The following is a 17,605-nucleotide window of genomic DNA, read 5'->3' as shown; positions in this document are numbered from 1 at the left end:
ACGCGGGCCGCCAGTGCCTGACGGCATGACCTCAGCCTCCAGGCCACAGCGGACGCCCGCGACCGGGGATGGTCCAGGCGGGTCGGGCCTCTGGAACCCTCTCGCTCGGAGCTATCCTCGATCTCCGGGCCCGATTCGGGGACCGAGGGCCGATGGGGGCAGCCGGCCGCAACGGGGCATCCGAGCCGAGCGCCCGCCGGCGCCCGGGCCGAGCCCTCGCGGCAGCCGGCCGGGCCACTGCCGCACACTGGCAGCTGACCGCGGCTGTGCTGCGCGGCGAAAACCCGCGTGCGACCGCCCGCCGTTTCTTGCGACTGTATGGGGATGCCCTCTGTGAGTTCTCCGTTCGCCGACCTTCAGGCCCGGCTGCCCGAGCTGATGCTGCGCGACCAGCGGCGGCTCGAACGGCGGCTGGACGGCGCCCGCCGGGTACGCAGCCCCGAGGCCCGCAGCAGCATCGCCGAGGAGATCGCGGCCGAGATCGGCAAGGCCGAGCTGCGGCTGGAGCAGCGCCGGGCCGCCGTACCGGTGATCAACTACCCCGAAGAGCTGCCGGTCGCCAGGAAGAAGGACGACATCGCGGCGGCCATCCGCGACCACCAGGTGGTGATCGTCGCCGGTGAGACGGGCTCCGGCAAGACCACCCAGATCCCCAAGATCTGCCTGGAGCTGGGCCGGGGGATCAAGGGCCTGGTGGGCCACACCCAGCCGCGCCGGATCGCCGCCCGCACGGTCGCCGACCGGGTCGCCGAGGAGCTGAACACCCCGCTGGGCGAGGCGGTCGGCTGGAAGGTCCGCTTCACCGACCAGGTCGGCCAGGACACCCTGGTCAAGCTGATGACCGACGGCATCCTGCTGGCCGAGATCCAGACCGACCGCGAGCTGCGCCAGTACGACACCCTGATCATCGACGAGGCCCATGAGCGCAGCCTCAACATCGACTTCATCCTGGGCTACCTCAGGCAGCTGCTGCCGCGCCGCCCCGACCTCAAGGTCGTGATCACCTCCGCCACCATCGACCCGGAGCGCTTCGCCCGCCACTTCGGCGACGCCCCGATCATCGAGGTCTCCGGGCGCACGTACCCCGTGGAGGTCCGCTACCGCCCGATCGTGGAGGAGGGCGACGGCGCGGAGGAGGTGGAGCGCGACCGCGACCAGGTGCAGGCGATCTGCGACGCCGCGGTGGAGCTCCAGGCCGAGGGCCCCGGGGACATCCTGGTCTTCCTCTCCGGCGAGCGGGAGATCCGCGACACCGCCGACGCACTGGGCAAGCTGGGGCTGCGGGACACCGAGGTGCTGCCGCTGTACGCCAGGCTCTCCTCCGCCGAGCAGCACCGGGTCTTCCAGTCGCACCGCGGCCGCCGGATCGTGCTGGCCACCAATGTCGCGGAGACCTCGCTCACTGTTCCCGGCATCAAGTACGTCATCGATCCGGGCACCGCCCGCATCTCCCGCTACAGCCACCGCACCAAGGTGCAGCGGCTGCCGATCGAGGCGATCAGCCAGGCCAGCGCCAACCAGCGCAAGGGCCGCTGCGGCCGTACCTCCGACGGCATCTGCATCCGGCTGTACTCGGAAGAGGACTTCCTCTCCCGTCCCGAGTTCACCGACGCGGAGATCCTCCGCACCAACCTCGCCTCCGTCATCCTCCAGATGACCGCGGCCGGCCTGGGCGACATCGCGGCCTTCCCCTTCATCGACCCGCCGGACTCCCGCAACATCCGCGACGGTGTCAATCTGCTGCACGAGCTGGGCGCCCTCGACCCGGCGCAGAAGGACCCCCGCAAGCGCCTCACCCAGCTCGGCCGCAAGCTCGCCCAGCTGCCGGTGGACCCCCGGCTGGCGCGGATGGTGCTGGAGGCCGACCGCAACGGCTGCGTCCGCGAGGTGATGGTGATCGCCTCGGCGCTCTCCATCCAGGACCCCCGCGAGCGGCCCAGCGAGAAGCGGCAGGCGGCCGACGAGAAGCACCGCCGCTTCGCCGACGAGACCTCGGACTTCCTGGCCTACCTCAATCTGTGGCGCTACATCCGGGAGCAGCAGAAGGAGCTCTCCTCCTCCGCGTTCCGCCGGATGTGCCGCACCGACTACCTCAACTACCTGCGCATACGGGAGTGGCAGGACATCTACACCCAGCTGCGTACGGTCGCCAAGCAGCTGGGCGTCCACATCACCGAGCCGGTGCCCGGCGCCGAGCCCGACGCCCAGCGCATCCACACCTCGCTGCTGGCCGGGCTGCTCTCGCACATCGGCCTGATGGACGTGGAGAAGCGGGAGTACGTGGGCGCCCGTGGGGCCCGCTTCGCGGTCTTCCCCGGGTCGGGCCTCTTCAAGAAGCCGCCGCGCTGGGTGATGTCCGCCGAGCTGGTGGAGACCTCCCGGCTGTGGGCGCGGATCAACGCGAAGATCGAGCCCGAGTGGGTGGAGCCGCTGGCCGGCCATCTGATCAAGCGCACCTACAGCGAGCCGCACTGGGAGAAGAAGGCCGGAGCCGTCCTGGCGTACGAGAAGGTGACCCTGTACGGCATCCCGATCGTGGCCCAGCGCAAGGTCAACTACGGGCGGATCGACCCGGAGCTCTGCCGGGAGCTGTTCATCCGCAACGCCCTGGTGGAGGGCGACTGGGAGACCCACCATCAGTTCTTCTCCGCCAACCGCCGGCTGCTGTCCGAGGTGGAGGAGCTGGAGAACCGCGCCCGGCGCCGCGACATCCTGGTCGACGACGAGACCCTGTTCGACTTCTACGACCGCAGGCTGCCGGAGGACGTGGTCTCGGCCGCGCACTTCGACTCCTGGTGGAAGCAGACCCGGCGCGACCAGCCGGACCTGCTGAACTTCGAGAAGTCCATGCTGATCAACGAGGCAGCGGGCGGTGTCACCGAGGAGGACTACCCGGACCACTGGCACCAGGGCAAGCTGCGCTTCCGGCTGACGTACCAGTTCGAGCCGGGCAGCGACGCCGACGGCGTCACCGTGCACATCCCGCTGCCGGTGCTCAACCAGGTCTCCTCCGAGGGGTTCGACTGGCAGATCCCCGGGCTGCGGGAGGAGCTGGTCACCGCGATGATCCGGTCACTGCCCAAGGCGGTGCGCCGCAACTTCGTCCCGGCGCCCAATTTCGCCAAGGCCGTGCTGCAGAAGGTGACCCCGCGCCAGGAGCCGCTGCTGCCGGCGCTGGAGCGGGAGCTGCGGCGGATGACCGGGGTGACGGTCCCGCCGGAGGCCTGGGGACAGACGCCGGTACCGGACCATCTGCAGATCACCTTCCGGGTGGTGGACGAGCGCCGCCGCCGGCTCGCCGAGTCCAAGGACCTGGAGGAGCTGCGGCTGCGGCTGAAACCCAAGCTCAAGGCCACCCTGTCGTCCGCCGCCTCCGACGAGGGCCTGGAACAGCAGGGCCTCACCGCCTGGCCGTCCGGCACCCCCGCGCTACCCCGCACCTTCGAGCGGCGCAGCCGCGGGCACTCCATCCGGGCCTATCCCGCGCTGGCGGACGACGGCGACTCGGTCTCGGTGCGGCTGTTCGACACCGCCGAGGAGCAGCAGCACGCCATGTGGGCGGGCACCCGGCGGCTGCTGGTGCTGACCACGCCCTCCCCGGTGAAGTCGATCCAGGGCCGGCTGGGCAACCAGGCCAAGCTGGCGCTCTCCAACAACCCGCACGGCAGCATCGGGGCCCTCTTCGACGACATCGTCTGCTGCGCCACCGACAAGCTGACGGCGGACGCCGGCGGCCCGGCCTGGGACGAGGAGGGGTTCGGCAAGCTGCGCGACCAGGTGCGTGCGGAGCTGTACGACACCGCCGCGGACACCACTCTGAAGACCGCCTCGGCGCTGATCGCCTTCCAGCGGGCCACCAACCGGCTGAAGACCATCTCCAGCCCGGTGCTGCTGCCGGCCGTCTCGGATGTCAGGGCCCAGCTGGCGGCACTGGTGCACCCGGGCTTTGTCACCGGCACCGGCTGGGCGCGGCTGCCCGACCTCAGGCGCTATCTGCTGGCCGCGGAGCGCCGTCTGGAGGCGCTGCCCGACCATCCGCAGCGGGATCTGCAGCATCTGCAGCGGGTGGAGCAGCTCCAGCAGGAGTACGCGGAGCTGCTGGCGGCGGTGCCCGCCGGGGAGCGTCCGTCCGAGGAGGTGCGGCAGATCCGGTGGATGCTGGAGGAGCTCCGGGTGAGCTTCTTCGCGCAGACCCTCGGCACGCCGACGCCGATCTCGGAGAAGCGGATCCTCAAGGCCATGGACCGGGCGACCGCCGCCTGACCGGTCGCGGAGCCCCGGGAGGCAGTTCGACCTGGGGCTCCGCATGCAGTAACATCTGTCTTGTCGCCGCGCGAGCAGCGAAGATCGATCCTGGTCCCGTGGAGCAGTTGGTTAGCTCGCCACCCTGTCAAGGTGGAGGTCGCGGGTTCAAGTCCCGTCGGGATCGCAGTGGGCGAGAGGCCCGGAGTCACAGACTCCGGGCCTCTCGCCTTTGGTGTGTCCGCCTTTGGTGGGTCCGCGTTTGGTGGGTCAGCAAGCCCGATGGGTCAGCGGCCTCGGCGGGTCAGCGGCCTCGGGGCATGCCCGCGAGACCCTGACTGCCCCTGCGGGGCGGCGCGCCCCTCACGGGCAGCGGGCAGCCCGGCTCCAGGGGGCGCAGGTCCCGGGCGCTGTGCCGGCGCGTCCACGAGCTCCGGGGCCGGGGCGGGGCCGACCGGGCCGACCAACGTCGCGTCGTCCCGCAGCGCGCCGATCCCCGTCGCCGGCGGCGGTCGGGGCCTCGGCGCGTACCCGCCGTTCGACGGGTACGGCGGGCAGTCGGCGCGGTGTACTGTCGGGCGGGCCTCGGGGAGGTCCAGCCACGGAGGTCTGGACCAATATCGCAAGCCATCACACCACGCAAGAGGCCCGCCACTGTGACAGGTGTCACTGAAGTTCCCTTGAGACGGGTGCCGACAGGGCCCCTTCCAGGGCCTCTCGATTTAACATATGAAATTGCACAGTGGATCCGGCCACTGTGCCGGATATGCAGAGAGGCCGTATCGGACCCGGCGGAGTCCGATACGACCTCTTGAGCAGTACTACTGGGACCCTGAGCTCCCGGTCCCGGAGATGGACGCTTCGCTGGCGCACACCACCGGAGACCCTGGAAGGGCCGCCGTCGAGGCGTCAGGCCTCGCTGCGCTGCTGCGGGATCCCCGCAAGCAGGGCGCGAACCTCCGCCTCTCGATAGCGGCGGTGCCCGCCGAGCGTGCGAATCGACGTCAGCTTGCCCGCCTTGGCCCAGCGAGTGACCGTCTTGGGGTCCACGCGGAACATGGTGGCGACCTCAGCCGGCGTCAGCAGCGGCTCGGCGTCAGGGGTGCGAGCGGTCATGAGCGGCCTCCTCGGGAGAACCGAACCAACACGGTTCTTTCCTTCAAATTCTGCACCTTGACCCGCGATGCCCGAAATGGCATACACGGGCCGAGTCGGTAATAGGACGAACGGCTTGTCCTCGGGACTACAACTACACCATCCGTCCAGCCCGGTCGGCCAAACCGCCGGAATTGGCACCTCAGGGGGCCAAGCTCGACGGATCGCGATGGACCATGCCATAGCGGACAGTCACGCAAGGGTGACGATCGGTCATGACTCGGACAGACGGACAGCCTGCCGCAAAGACCACATCCCCCCTTGGATCCACCCAAAAGTGGGCACACCGCAGACAGCTGGTCTGGTTGTCCCATTTTGGCACATAGGGACTACTTGGCGTCAACGGTGAGTAGCATCACGTTCCGCCGATACGCAGGATGCCACGCATGTCCGACGAGTCCCCCGGTTGAGGCTGGCGCAATATGGCGTTGGCGGGAAGCCGCCACCCCTTCCCACCAGGCTCAGTTCGCGTACAGCAGTTCCTGTACGAGGCGCCACCGCTCGGTCACTGTCCGATATGCCTGCCCGGCCCGGTCGCCGTCGCCGGCCCGCAGCGCCGCGATCCCTTCGGCCACCTCGGCGGCGGAGCGGTCGTCCGCCAGCCGCGCCTCGGGGATCGCATGCACCAGGCCGCCGTAGTCCAGCTCCACCAGCGACCGGGGATGGAACTCCTCCAGCCAGCGGCCGACCTGCTCGACCCCGGTGACCAGCGGCCCCTCGTCCAGGTTCTCCCGCAACACCCGATAGCCGCGGGCCAGCCGCCGCCGGGCCTGTGCCATCGGGGTCAGGTAGAAGAGCGACGCGGGGGCCGCAGCGCGCCCCGCGCCGCCGTCGCCCTCCTCCGCCGGCAGGGCGGGCAGGGCGGGCGAGAAGTGTCGTTCCTCCTCGGAGAAGAGCAGGAACCAGCGCATCGGCACATGCCAGGTGCGGGTGAGGATCCACGGGCGGGTGTCCGGGTGGTCGCCCCGCCAGCGGTTCCAGTCCGCCTCGGCCTGCTCGCGCACCGCGGGCGGCAGCACCGCGTCCAGCAGCGGCGCCGGAAGTTCCTCCTTGAGCTCCTCCAGCGCCAGCCAGCTGCGCAGCCGGATCCGCGAGGGGCAGATGTAGGTGACGCCGTCCGCGACCCGCACCAGGGCGTCCCGGCTCTCCCGCTCGGGCAGCGCCTTGGGGGTCACCGTGACCAGCTCGGCCAGGCTGCGGCGGCGCTCTGCCAGCGCCGAGGGGGCCGCCCCCGGCGACCCCGCGGCGGGCCCGTGCTCGGCCGCGTAGGTCTGCCACCGGGCCCTCTCCGGCTCCGGGAAGGCGGCCAGCGGCTCGTACACGCGCAAGTAGGCGGCATACGGCGGGAGTACCGAGGTGCGCACGGCGGTCACGCTAGGCATCGTCGCACGCGGGGAGCGGTACCGGGGGTGCTTTGAAAGGCTCCCCGAAGGCTCCTCCGAAACGCCGCCGCAGGGCGCCCGGGACACCCCGGGCGCCGGTGCGGGGCGGCATCGGCAACCAGCAGGGTGACATCGAGCCCGCCACGTACCCGTGTCCGAGCACAAGGACCTACGCTTCGGTCAGGCGCCCGCACCCACAGCAGCGGGCCGTACACACGGGAGTCACCACAGTGACCGACGTACACACCGAGTCAGCCCCGCCCACCCGAGCAGGGGTGCTCAGCCGCATCTTCGGAACCGAGTCCGAGGGAGCGCCGGGAGACGGACACGAGCAGATCGTCCTGTGCCACGACCGGCACTCGGGCCTCAAGGCCGTCATCGCCATCCACTCCACCGCCCTCGGCCCCGCCCTCGGCGGGACGCGCTTCTACCCGTACGCCTCCGAGGAGGAGGCGGTGCAGGACGCGCTCAACCTGTCGCGCGGCATGTCGTACAAGAACGCGCTTGCAGGTCTGGATCACGGCGGCGGCAAGGCCGTGATCATCGGCGACCCAGCCGAGGTCAAGACGGAGGCGCTGCTGCGTGCCTACGGCCGCTTTGTGCAGTCGCTGCGCGGCCGCTACATCACCGCCTGCGACGTCGGCACCTATGTCGCCGACATGGATGTGATCGCCCGCGAGTGCGACTGGGTCACCGGCCGCTCCCCCGAGCACGGCGGCGCCGGGGACTCCTCGGTGCTCACCGCCTACGGCGTCTTCCAGGGCATGCGCGCCAGCGCACAGCACCGTTGGGGCGCCCCCACGCTGACCGGCCGCCGGGTCGGTGTCGCCGGTGTCGGCAAGGTCGGCCACCACCTGGTGCGGCACCTGGTGGAGGACGGCGCGACGGTGCTGGTCACCGACATCGACCAGGCCTCGCTCGCCCGGGTCCGCGCCGAGCACCCCCAGGTGCAGGTGGTGGCGGACGTGGAGGCGCTCATCCGGGCCGATCTCGACGTGTACGCCCCCTGCGCCCTCGGCGGAGCCCTCAACGACGCCAGCGTGCCGGTCCTCACCGCCTCGGTGGTCTGCGGCGCGGCCAACAACCAGCTCGCGCACCCCGGTGTCGAGAAGGACCTCGCCGACCGGGGCATCCTCTATGCGCCGGACTACGTGGTGAACGCCGGCGGTGTGATCCAGGTGGCCGACGAGATCGACGGCTTCTCCTTCGAGCGGGCCCGCACCAAGGCCGCCCGGATCTACGACACCACCCTGGAGATCTTCGCGCTGGCGACCTCGGACGGCGTGCCGCCCGCGGTGGCCGCGGACCGGCTCGCCGAGCGCCGGATGTCGGAGGTCGGCCGGCTGCGCACCATCCTGCTGCCGGACGGGCGCTCCCGCTGACAGCCGAAGTGCGCTCCCGCTGACAGCCGAAGTGTGAGATCGGTCACTGGTGCGGCAGTCCATGGGGCGCCGCACCGGTGGCCGTGGTGCGCCCTGGAGCAGCAAACAAGAACCAGATTCTCAGTCGATGGCTCCGTACGGGGGATGCAAGGCCCTCTGGCGGGGGATAATCGGTGTCCGGAGGGCCGCCGGACGACTCCTCCGATGCCTGCGCGGCGGCTGTCGGCTACCCTCTTGACCAGGAACGACGCGGCCGCGAAGCGCGGTAGAGTGCGCCACGTCGCACGGGCGACGTACCGCCCGGCGACGGAAGCAGGTACCGTTGTTGCTCTAAGGAGCGGTCCTCTCGGTTGGGAGAGGCCGTTGCCGAACATGAACGCGTGTCAGACTCGGGGCCGTGTGCCCCGTCGTTGAGGGGGTCGACCCATGGGGCGCGGCCGGGCCAAGGCCAAGCAGACGAAGGTCGCCCGCCAGCTGAAGTACAACAGCGGCGGCTTCGACGCTTCCCGTCTGTCCCAGGAGCTGGGCGTACCTTCGAACGAGCCGGTGCCGGTCAACGGCGAGCCGTTCGAGGACGATGACGACGAGGACGACCCTTACGCGGCGTATGCGGACTACTACGCCGACGAGGACGACGGCGAGGACGAGTCACGTTCCCGCCGAGGCGCCTAGCCTCCTCACCAGTACTGCCTTCGGACCGGACCGGGATCTCAGACCCCGGTCCGGGCCTTGGCGTCTGCGTGCGGGTCAGCCCGCGGTGGGATAGGCGTTGTAGAGCGTCGCCCCGGCCTGGTGCTCGGCGGTGCGGTCCACCACGTCGCCCAGCAGCCATGCCTCCACATCGCGGTCGGCGAGCACCGAGAGCACCACGTCGACCGACTCCGGCGGCACCACGGCGACCATTCCGACGCCCATGTTGAGGGTCTTCTCGACCTCCGGCAGCGCCACCTTGCCGACCTCGGCGACGGTCTGGAAGACCGGCAGCGGGGTCCAGGTGCCGCGGTCCAGCCGGGCGTGAAGATGGTCGGGGATCACCCGGGCCAGGTTGGCGGCCAGGCCGCCACCCGTGACATGCGAGAAGGCGTGGATCTCGGCGGAGCGCGCCAGCGCCAGGCAGTCCAGCGAGTAGATCCTGGTGGGCTCCAGCAGTTCCTCGCCCAGGGTTCGGCCGAACTCCGGCACCTCCCGGTCGAGCTTCCAGCCGGCCCGCTCCAGCAGGACGTGGCGGACCAGCGAGTAGCCGTTGGAGTGCAGCCCGGAGGCGGCCATGGCGATCACCACGTCGCCGGCCCTGACCCGGTCGGCGCCGAGCAGTGCGTCGGCCTCCACGACCCCGGTACCGGCTCCCGCCACGTCGTACTCGTCCGGCGACAGCAGACCGGGGTGCTCGGCGGTCTCCCCGCCGACCAGCGCGCAGCCGGCCAGCACACAGCCCTCGGCGATCCCCTTGACGATCGCCGCGATGCGCTCGGGGTGCACCTTGCCGGTGGCGATGTAGTCGGTCATGAAGAGCGGCTCCGCGCCGCAGACCACCAGGTCGTCCACCACCATGCCGACCAGGTCGTGCCCGATGGTGTCATGACGGTCCATGGCCTGGGCGATGGCCACCTTGGTGCCCACGCCGTCGGTGGAGGTCGCCAGCATCGGCCGCTCGTACCGCTTGAAAGCGGAGGCGTCGAAGAGTCCGGCGAAGCCGCCGATGGAGCCGACCACCTCGGGTCGGGAGGCCTTGCCGACCCACTGCTTCATCAGCTCGACGGCGCGGTCGCCGGCCTCGATGTCGACGCCTGCCGCCGCGTAGGTGGCGCCCGGGGCGGTCGCGGAGGAGGTCTGTTCGGTCACGGGAGCGGCCCTCTCGGGTCGGGGGAGTGGTGCGTGTGCGGAATGCGGCGGCCGCGGGCCCGTACACGGTCGGTACGGGCCCGTCGGCGGCTGCTACGGGCGGCGCAGTGCGTCGGCGGCTCCGCCGCCGCCCAGCAGGGTCTGCACGCCGTCCAGATCGGTCAGCTGGGCCGCGGCCCGGGCCGCGGGGGGCGGACTGCCGGCGGCCGGAGGCGATCTCGGCCTCCAGGAGGTGCTTGCCCAGCAGCTCGGGGTCGGGCAGCTCCATCGGGTACTCGCCGTCGAAGCAGGCCCGGCAGAGCCGGTCCTTGGGCTGGGTGGTGGCCTCGACCATGCCCTCTATCGAGATGAAGGCCAGCGAGTCCGCCCCCAGCGACTTGCCGATCTCCTCGACGGTGAGGCCGTTGGCGATCAGCTCCGCCCGGGTGGCGAAGTCGATGCCGAAGAAGCAGGGCCACTTGATCGGCGGCGACGAGATCCGGATGTGGACCTCGGCGGCACCGGCCTCGCGGAGCATCCGCACCAGGGCCCGCTGGGTGTTGCCGCGGACGATCGAGTCGTCCACGACCACCAGCCGCTTCCCGGCGATGACCTCCTTGAGCGGGTTGAGCTTGAGGCGGATGCCCAGCTGCCGGATGGTCTGGCTGGGCTGGATGAAGGTGCGGCCCACATAGGCGTTCTTCACCAGGCCGGAGCCGTAGGGGATACCGCTGGCCTCGGCGTAGCCGATGGCGGCCGGGGTGCCGGACTCCGGGGTCGCTATCACCATGTCCGCCTCGGCCGGGGCCTCGGCGGCCAGCCTGCGGCCCATCTCCACCCGGGAGAGGTGCACATTGCGGCCGGCGATGGTGGTGTCCGGGCGGGCCAGGTAGACGTACTCGAAGACGCAGCCCTTGGGCCTGGCCTCGGCGAAGCGGGACGCCCGCATGCCGTTCTCGTCCACCGCGATCAGCTCGCCGGGCTCCACCTCGCGGATGTAGCTGGCGCCGACGATGTCCAGGGCGGCGGTCTCGGAGGCGACCACCCACCCGCGCTCCAGCCTGCCCAGCACCAGCGGGCGGATGCCCTGCGGGTCGCGGGCGGCGTAGAGGGTGTGCTCGTCCATGAAGACCAGCGAGAAGGCGCCCTTGACGGACGGCAGCACCCGGCGGGCCGTCTCCTCGATGGAGAGGTCCGGATGCCCGGCCAGCAGAGCCGTCACCAGGTCGGTGTCGTTGGTGGCCGCGGCGCGGCCGGAACGCGAGACATGCTCCTCGCCCGGCAGCTCGGCGACCATCCGGGCAAGCTCGGCGGTGTTCACCAGGTTGCCGTTGTGGCCGAGGGCCAGTGAACCGCTTGCGGTCGCCCGGAAGGTCGGCTGCGCGTTCTCCCACACCGAGGAACCGGTGGTGGAGTAGCGGGCGTGACCCACGGCGATATGGCCGTTGAGGGAACCGAGGGAGGTCTCGTCGAAGACCTGGGACACAAGTCCCATGTCCTTGAAGACCAGGATCTGGGAGCCGTTGCTCACTGCGATGCCCGCGGACTCCTGTCCGCGGTGCTGCAAGGCGTACAGCCCGAAGTAGGTGAGTTTGGCGACCTCCTCGCCCGGGGCCCAGACTCCGAAGACGCCGCAGGCGTCTTGGGGGCCTTTCTCGCCGGGAAGAAGATCGTGGTTGAGTCGTCCGTCACCACGTGGCACGTGTTTGAGTCTAGGGCAGTGCGCGCGGTCCGGCCGAACGGGGGACGGACGACCTGGTGATTGACGCGCGTAGACAGCGAATCGGCAGGCTCCGTCGGGCATGACCCTGGTCACACCGGGGAGCCCAGCTCGCGGTCGTCACCATGACCACCTGGGCAGTCGCTCGTACGGGTGGTGTGCGCGCCGGCCTCTGCCCGCAGCGGTCGCAGCTGCCTAAGGTGGCCTCGGACTGACCGGTGCGCAGGGTGATGGCGCACCACGGCGCCCAGATCTCCCCGCACCACGACCGGGGGAGGATCCATGGTGGGGACACCGACCACACGGGCGACCGCCACGACCGAGGCTGCCGTCGGGGTGCGGCCGGAGTGCCCGGGAGCGGCAGGGACGTCGGCCGCACCGACACCTGACGCCGACACGGTGCATGCCCTTCGCCTGCTCGCCGTCCGGCTGCGGCTGCTCGCCGAGGAGACGGACGACTGCGCGGCCGGCCTGCGCCACGCCGCGGACACCCTCCACCAGTGCCGCACCGGCCCGGCTTCTCCCGCATGTCCGGATCCGGGTGCAGAGCTCCGACGGCGCCTGCGCCGCCGGGCCCGGGCGGCCCCGGCGGCCGCCGAGCGCCTGCACCACGCCTCCGCCGCCGCCGAGGCCTGCGCCCACCGGCTGGAGTCCGTGCTCGCCCACCGGGCCGCACTCGCCCGGCTCCCGCTCGGGCGCCCGTCGCGACCGTGCAGGAGGGCCGGAGTGCCAGGAGCGGCCGGGTGAGCGGCGGCAGCAGGCACCCGGGACGGCACGGCGGCCGGGCCGCTCCGCATCAGGTCTGGGCCGCCGCGGCGCACGCCGTGGAGGAGGTGGCCGAGCAGACCCGGCAGGCGCTTCTGGAGCCCTCGCTGGGGGCCGCTGCGGCCCTCTGCCCGGCCGAGGCGGACCGGGTGAGGGAACTGCTCCGCCGAGCGCTCGACGACCGCGCGGACGGCCTCTCCGCCCTTTCCCGCGGCCTGCTGCTGGACGCCGTACGACTCGCCCGGCGCCCGGCGGCCGCCCGATGACGGGTACGGCCGGGCCGGAGTCAGCCCATCACGGGCAGCACGGCCGAGAGGTCGCTGCGCTCCCCGCTCGCCGAGACCGCGGCCGCCTCCACCGCATCGGCCCAGGAGGTCCGGCCGGTGGCCAGCCGGATCCAGGTGAGCGGATCGGTCTCCACCACGTTGGGCGGTGTGCCCCGGGTGTGCCGAGGGCCCGCGACGCACTGCACCACCGCGTACGGCGGCACCCGCAGTTCCACCGCGCCACCCGGGGCCGCCTCGGCCAGGGTGTCCGCCAGCAACCGGACCGCGGCCGCCAGCGCCTGCCGGTCGTGGCGGAATGCTTCGGGTCCGGGAAGGGGACGGTCCACAGCCTGTGCAAGGGCGGCGCGCTCCACCGCGTCGGCGAGGTCGTCCGCATGGACCACGGTCTCCAGCAACCGGGTCACCAGGAAGTCCGCCAGCCCGATCACTCCGAACCGCACCACGACCCGGCGCTGCGGATCCACAGCCTCGGGCCCGGCCAGCATCCGGTGCAGCGCCTCCCAGGCCCGGTCGAAGCGCTCGGCCAGTCCGGCCGGCGACTCGGCGGGCCGCTGCCGGGCCGCCTCGTCGATCCCGGCGGCGGCGGTCCGGGTGGCCGACGCCCAGCCGGTCAGCGTCAACGGCTCGCCCTCCGGCACCGGATCGTGGAGATGAGCCGGGGCCCAGCCCATGACCCAGGTCAGATGGACCACCAGATCGGCGACGGCCCACTCCCCCAGCCGGGTGGGCGCCGCCAGCAGCGTCTCCGCCTCCGGGTGTGCACACAGGCTGTGGACAGCTTCGCGGATCGCCTCCGTCTGCGCGATCAGGGCCTCCCGGACCTTCGCGGGGTCGTAGCGGCGGGGGCGGCGGGTGGCCTTGGCGGTACGCGGCTGCGGCATACGCCGAGCGTAGCCAGCACGGCGGACGCCGCGAGCCGCGGCCGGGGGAGGAACTGCCACCGGCCGCGACGGCTCCGCCACCGCTCCGGTGCCGGGCACCCACTGCCACGACACGCCTGCCACGACACGCCCACGGTCCGGCGAGCGCGCAGCCTCCGGGTCCCGCCGTACGCCTGCGGCAGAGCCGGGGAGAGCACGTCATCCAGGGGGACGGCAGCACGGTGCCCCCGGGCGGCGAACCGCCCGGGGGCACTCGACGGCGGCGGATCACGGGGCCGCCGGCCCGGCGGACTCAGGCCAGCAGCGCCGGGAAGGTCCCCAGATGTGCGGTGCGCAGCTCGTCCAGCGTCACCGCGAAGTGGCCCTGGACCTCGATCGACTCCCCGTCCACCACGCCGATGCGGGCGGCGGGCAGACCCCGGGCGCCGCACATGTCGGTGAAACGCAGTTCTTCACTGCGCGGGACGGCGACGATCGCCCGGCCCGCCGACTCGGAGAAGAGCAGCACAAACGGGTCGGTTCCCTGGGGCACCACGATGCGGGCGCCGCGTCCACCCTTGAGGCAGCTCTCCACCAGGGCCTGCACCAGGCCGCCGTCGGAGAGGTCGTGCGCCGCGTCGATCATGCCGTCCCGGGAGGCGGCGATCAGGATCTCGGCCAGCAGCCGCTCGCGCTCCAGGTCCACCTTGGGCGGCAGCCCGCCGAGGTGGTCGTGGGCGACCTGCGCCCAGGCGGAGCCGCCGAGCTCGTCCTCGGTGTCACCGAGGAGGTAGATCAGCTGCCCCTCCTCCGCGAAGGCCATCGGCGTGCGCCGGTTGACGTCGTCGATGACGCCGAGCACGCCCACCACCGGCGTGGGGTGGATGGCGGTGTCGCCCGTCTGGTTGTAGAGGGAGACATTGCCGCCGGTGACCGGGGTGCCCAGCACCAGACAGGCGTCGGCCAGACCGCGGCAGGCCTCGGCGAACTGCCACATGACGGCCGGGTCCTCGGGCGAGCCGAAGTTGAGGCAGTCGGTGACGGCGAGCGGCTTGGCGCCCGTGGCGGCGACATTGCGGTACGCCTCGGCCAGCGCCAGCTGGGCACCGGTGTACGGGTCCAGCTTGGCGTAGCGGCCGTTGCCGTCGGTGGCGATCGCCACGCCGAGGTCGGTCTCCTCGTCGATGCGGATCATGCCGGAGTCCTCGGGCTGGGCGAGGACGGTGTTACCGAGCACATAGCGGTCGTACTGCGAGGTGACCCAGGACTTGTCGGCCTGGTTGGGGTGCGCGGCCAGCGTCAGCAGTGCGGCCTTGAGCTCGTCGCCGCTCACCGGGCGCTTGAGGCGCTCGGCGGTGGGGGCGTCGGCCTGCAGCTCGTCCTGCCAGTCGGGGCGGGCGTACGGGCGCTCATAGGTCGGACCCTCATGCGCGACGGTGCGCGGCGGTACGTCCACCACCTGCTCGCCGTGCCAGAAGATCTCCAGCCGCTCGCCGTCGGTGACCTCGCCGATCACGGTGGCGATGACATCCCACTTCTCGCAGATCTCCAGGAAGCGGTCGACCTTGCCCGGCTCGACGATGGCGCACATGCGCTCCTGCGACTCACTCATGAGGATCTCCTCAGGCGAGAGCGTCGCATCACGCAGCGGCACGCGGTCCAGCTCGACCCGCATCCCGCCGGAGCCGGCCGAGGCCAGCTCGCTGGTGGCGCAGGAGAGGCCGGCGCCGCCGAGGTCCTGGATGCCGACGACCAGCTTCTCGGCGAAGACCTCCAGGGTGCACTCGATGAGCAGCTTCTCCTGGAAGGGGTCGCCGACCTGCACGGCGGGGCGCTTGGCCGGGCCGCTGTCGGAGAAGGTCTCGGAGGCCAGCACGGAGACGCCACCGATGCCGTCGCCGCCGGTGCGGGCGCCGTAGAGGATCACCTGGTTGCCGGCACCGGACGCCTTGGCGAGGTGGATGTCCTCGTGCTTCATCACGCCCACGCACAGGGCGTTGACCAGCGGGTTGCCCTGGTAGCAGGGGTCGAAGACGATCTCCCCGCCGATGTTGGGCAGACCCAGGCAGTTGCCGTAGCCGCCGATGCCCGCGACCACACCGGGCAGCACCCGCTTGGTGTCGGGGTGGTCGGCAGCGCCGAACCGCAGCGGGTCCATCACCGCGACCGGGCGGGCGCCCATGGCCAGGATGTCGCGGACGATGCCGCCGATCCCGGTGGCGGCGCCCTGGTAGGGCTCGATGTAGGAGGGGTGGTTGTGCGACTCCACCTTGAAGGTGACCGCATACCCCTGGCCCACGTCCACGACGCCGGCGTTCTCACCGATGCCGACCAGCATGGCGTCGGAGGCGGGAGCCTTCTCGCCGAACTGCTTGAGGTGGACCTTGCTCGACTTGTAGGAGCAGTGCTCGGACCACATGACGGAGTACATCGCCAGCTCGGCGCCGGTGGGGCGGCGGCCGAGGATGTCCCGGATGCGCTGGTACTCGTCCTGCTTGAGGCCGAGCTCCGCCCAGGGCTGCTCTGCGTCGGGGGTCTCGGCGGCGTGCGAGACGGTGTCGAGGTGCTTCTGCGACATCAGGCGTTGACCAGCTTCCTCAGGATCGAGGTGAAGAACCCGAGACCCTCGGTGCCGGGGCCGGTGAGCGGTTCCACGGCGTGCTCGGGGTGCGGCATCAGGCCGACCACATTGCCGGCCGCGTTGGAGATGCCGGCGATGTCCCGGTACGAGCCATTGGGGTTGACGTCCAGGTAGCGCGCGACGACGCGGCCCTCGGCCTCCAGGGCGTCCAGGGTGTGCTCGTCCGCGACAAAACGGCCCTCGCCGTTCTTCAGCGGGACGGTGATCTCCTGGCCCTGCGCATAGTCGGAGGTCCACGCGGTGCCGGCGTTCTCGATGCGCAGCTTCTGGTCGCGGCAGACGAAGTGCAGGCTGTCGTTGCGGGTGAGCGCACCGGGCAGCAGATGCGATTCGCAGAGCACCTGGAAGCCGTTGCAGACGCCGAGCACCGGCATCCCGGCCCTGGCCTCCGCGATGACGGTGTCCATCACCGGCGAGAACCGGGAGATGGCTCCGCAGCGCAGGTAGTCGCCGTAGGAGAAGCCACCGGGCAGCACGACGGCATCCACCTGGTGGAGTTCCTTGTCGCGGTGCCAGAGAGCGACCGGCTCGGCGCCGGCCAGGCGGACCGCGCGCTGGGCGTCGCGGTCGTCGAGCGAACCGGGGAAAGTGACGACGCCGACGCGGACGGTCACTTTGCCTCCTCCTCGACTCGCACGGTGAAGTCCTCGATCACGGTGTTGGCGAGGAAGGTCTCAGCCGCTTCCCGGATACGGGCAAGGGTGGCCTCGTCGGCCGGACCGTCCAGCTCGAGTTCGAAGCGCTTTCCCTGGCGGACGTCGGAGATCCCGGCAAATCCCAGACGCGGCAGTGCACGCTGCACCGCCTGGCCCTGGGGGTCGAGGATCTCCGGCTTGAGCATGACGTCGACGACGACGCGTGCCACTGGCACTCCCGATGTTGGTGCGTGTGGGCGGGAACCCCAGAATAACCGGCCTTTCGGGGCACTCGGCGGCCCGGGACGCTGCGACGCGCGTAGACCAGCACCCCTTACCCGTCTGGCGCACACCGTCGGCCGAGCGCTGGCGCATCCCACGAAATTCACCTCTTTCGCCGGTTTCACCCCTACCGCCATCCGATCGGTGAAGACGATCTGGAACGCCGTCATTACCGGCACTCCGGGCAGATCGGCCGCCGGTATCAGCCGCGGTATCGGCCGTCGGTATCGGCCCGGTATCCGGTGGGTCACGGAACCGGCCCGGATAATCCGTCAGCAAAAAGTAGAGGCTTTAATTCTCCCGTGGTTTTGGTGCAGAATAAGGACACCGGTTGCGGCAGGTGGTTCACACCCTGCGGATCGTCGCACCCTTCCGACGGGCCGCGCGGCAATCGGTGCACACCGGGTCGCTCGGCGCCCTCCCGGGCCGCCGT

Annotated in this window: 12 protein-coding genes, 1 tRNA gene and 1 pseudogene; 6 read left to right on the top strand and 8 right to left on the bottom strand. The window is 71.3% G+C overall.

Going from position 1 to position 17,605, the window contains the following annotated elements:
• Positions 1-324: 324 nt before the first annotated feature.
• Both hrpA and AB0761_RS20200 read left to right on the top strand, forming a co-directional pair.
• Positions 325-4,263 (top strand): ATP-dependent RNA helicase HrpA, encoded by a 3,939-nt coding sequence (hrpA, locus tag AB0761_RS20205; protein WP_377270483.1) that lies wholly within the window; start codon positions 325-327, stop codon positions 4,261-4,263.
• A gap of 92 nt (positions 4,264-4,355) precedes the next feature.
• Positions 4,356-4,429: transfer RNA gene (locus AB0761_RS20200), tRNA-Asp, on the top strand.
• 722 nt (positions 4,430-5,151) lie between these two features.
• Here AB0761_RS20200 and bldC read toward each other — a convergent pair.
• Together bldC and AB0761_RS20190 are read right to left on the bottom strand one after the other, a co-directional pair.
• Entirely contained in the window at positions 5,152-5,358 is a 207-nt protein-coding gene (gene bldC / locus AB0761_RS20195; protein WP_003949541.1) for a developmental transcriptional regulator BldC, read from the bottom strand.
• 500 nt (positions 5,359-5,858) lie between these two features.
• Positions 5,859-6,779 (bottom strand): hypothetical protein, encoded by a 921-nt coding sequence (locus tag AB0761_RS20190; protein WP_377270474.1) that lies wholly within the window; start codon positions 6,777-6,779, stop codon positions 5,859-5,861.
• 275 nt (positions 6,780-7,054) lie between these two features.
• Here AB0761_RS20190 and AB0761_RS20185 point away from each other — a divergent pair, with 275 nt between their 5' ends.
• Together AB0761_RS20185 and AB0761_RS20180 are read left to right on the top strand one after the other, a co-directional pair.
• Positions 7,055-8,161: a Glu/Leu/Phe/Val dehydrogenase dimerization domain-containing protein gene (locus AB0761_RS20185; protein ID WP_377274226.1), complete on the top strand. Its 1,107-nt coding sequence runs from the start codon at positions 7,055-7,057 to the stop codon at positions 8,159-8,161.
• A gap of 426 nt (positions 8,162-8,587) precedes the next feature.
• Entirely contained in the window at positions 8,588-8,833 is a 246-nt protein-coding gene (locus AB0761_RS20180; RefSeq protein ID WP_055586301.1) for a DUF3073 domain-containing protein, read from the top strand.
• A gap of 75 nt (positions 8,834-8,908) precedes the next feature.
• Here the strand turns inward: AB0761_RS20180 and purM are convergent, their stop codons facing one another.
• Positions 8,909-10,003, bottom strand: coding sequence for a phosphoribosylformylglycinamidine cyclo-ligase (gene purM / locus AB0761_RS20175; RefSeq protein ID WP_377270473.1), 1,095 nt, complete (start codon positions 10,001-10,003; stop codon positions 8,909-8,911).
• A 166-nt stretch (positions 10,004-10,169) separates the two neighbouring features.
• Positions 10,170-11,684 (bottom strand): annotated as a pseudogene (gene purF, locus AB0761_RS20170) (amidophosphoribosyltransferase); the annotation flags it as partial.
• Between the two features lie 300 nt (positions 11,685-11,984).
• On the opposite strand from purF, the gene AB0761_RS20165 reads away from it, so the two are divergent.
• Both AB0761_RS20165 and AB0761_RS20160 read left to right on the top strand, forming a co-directional pair.
• Positions 11,985-12,449 carry a hypothetical protein gene (locus tag AB0761_RS20165; RefSeq protein WP_377270472.1) on the top strand — a complete coding sequence of 155 codons (465 nt, stop codon included), beginning with the start codon at positions 11,985-11,987 and terminating at the stop codon, positions 12,447-12,449.
• The gene (locus tag AB0761_RS20160) at positions 12,446-12,733 is read left to right on the top strand and encodes a hypothetical protein (protein ID WP_377270471.1); all 288 of its coding nucleotides are present in this window, start codon (positions 12,446-12,448) and stop codon (positions 12,731-12,733) included. Before AB0761_RS20165 ends, AB0761_RS20160 begins: the two co-directional genes overlap by 4 nt.
• A 20-nt stretch (positions 12,734-12,753) precedes the next feature.
• Here AB0761_RS20160 and AB0761_RS20155 read toward each other — a convergent pair whose 3' ends face one another.
• From AB0761_RS20155 to purS, 4 genes are all read right to left on the bottom strand, one after another.
• A complete protein-coding gene (locus tag AB0761_RS20155; RefSeq protein ID WP_377270470.1) occupies positions 12,754-13,635 on the bottom strand; it encodes a sterol carrier family protein in 882 nt (293 codons plus the stop codon).
• A 292-nt stretch (positions 13,636-13,927) separates the two neighbouring features.
• Positions 13,928-16,192 (bottom strand): phosphoribosylformylglycinamidine synthase subunit PurL, encoded by a 2,265-nt coding sequence (purL, locus tag AB0761_RS20150; protein WP_377270469.1) that lies wholly within the window; start codon positions 16,190-16,192, stop codon positions 13,928-13,930.
• Positions 16,192-16,869: a phosphoribosylformylglycinamidine synthase subunit PurQ gene (gene purQ / locus AB0761_RS20145; RefSeq protein ID WP_377270468.1), complete on the bottom strand. Its 678-nt coding sequence runs from the start codon at positions 16,867-16,869 to the stop codon at positions 16,192-16,194. Before purQ ends, purL begins: the two co-directional genes overlap by 1 nt.
• Positions 16,866-17,120 (bottom strand): phosphoribosylformylglycinamidine synthase subunit PurS, encoded by a 255-nt coding sequence (gene purS, locus AB0761_RS20140; protein ID WP_055586309.1) that lies wholly within the window; start codon positions 17,118-17,120, stop codon positions 16,866-16,868. Before purS ends, purQ begins: the two co-directional genes overlap by 4 nt.
• Positions 17,121-17,605 lie beyond the last annotated feature (485 nt).

Source organism: Peterkaempfera podocarpi (assembly GCF_042466665.1).
Lineage (GTDB): Bacteria > Actinomycetota > Actinomycetes > Streptomycetales > Streptomycetaceae > Peterkaempfera > Peterkaempfera podocarpi.
The sequence above is the reverse complement of the archived record's forward strand: the minus strand, read 5'-3'. Positions and strand labels throughout refer to the sequence as shown.

Coding starts and splice junctions, on each gene's coding strand:
- AB0761_RS20190 (WP_377270474.1), bottom strand. CDS start 6,779: ATGCCTAGCGTGACCGCCGTGCGCACCTCGGTACTCCCGCCGTATGCC.
- hrpA (WP_377270483.1), top strand. CDS start 325: ATGCCCTCTGTGAGTTCTCCGTTCGCCGACCTTCAGGCCCGGCTGCCC.
- bldC (WP_003949541.1), bottom strand. CDS start 5,358: ATGACCGCTCGCACCCCTGACGCCGAGCCGCTGCTGACGCCGGCTGAG.
- AB0761_RS20180 (WP_055586301.1), top strand. CDS start 8,588: ATGGGGCGCGGCCGGGCCAAGGCCAAGCAGACGAAGGTCGCCCGCCAG.
- AB0761_RS20165 (WP_377270472.1), top strand. CDS start 11,985: ATGGTGGGGACACCGACCACACGGGCGACCGCCACGACCGAGGCTGCC.
- purL (WP_377270469.1), bottom strand. CDS start 16,192: ATGTCGCAGAAGCACCTCGACACCGTCTCGCACGCCGCCGAGACCCCC.
- AB0761_RS20155 (WP_377270470.1), bottom strand. CDS start 13,635: ATGCCGCAGCCGCGTACCGCCAAGGCCACCCGCCGCCCCCGCCGCTAC.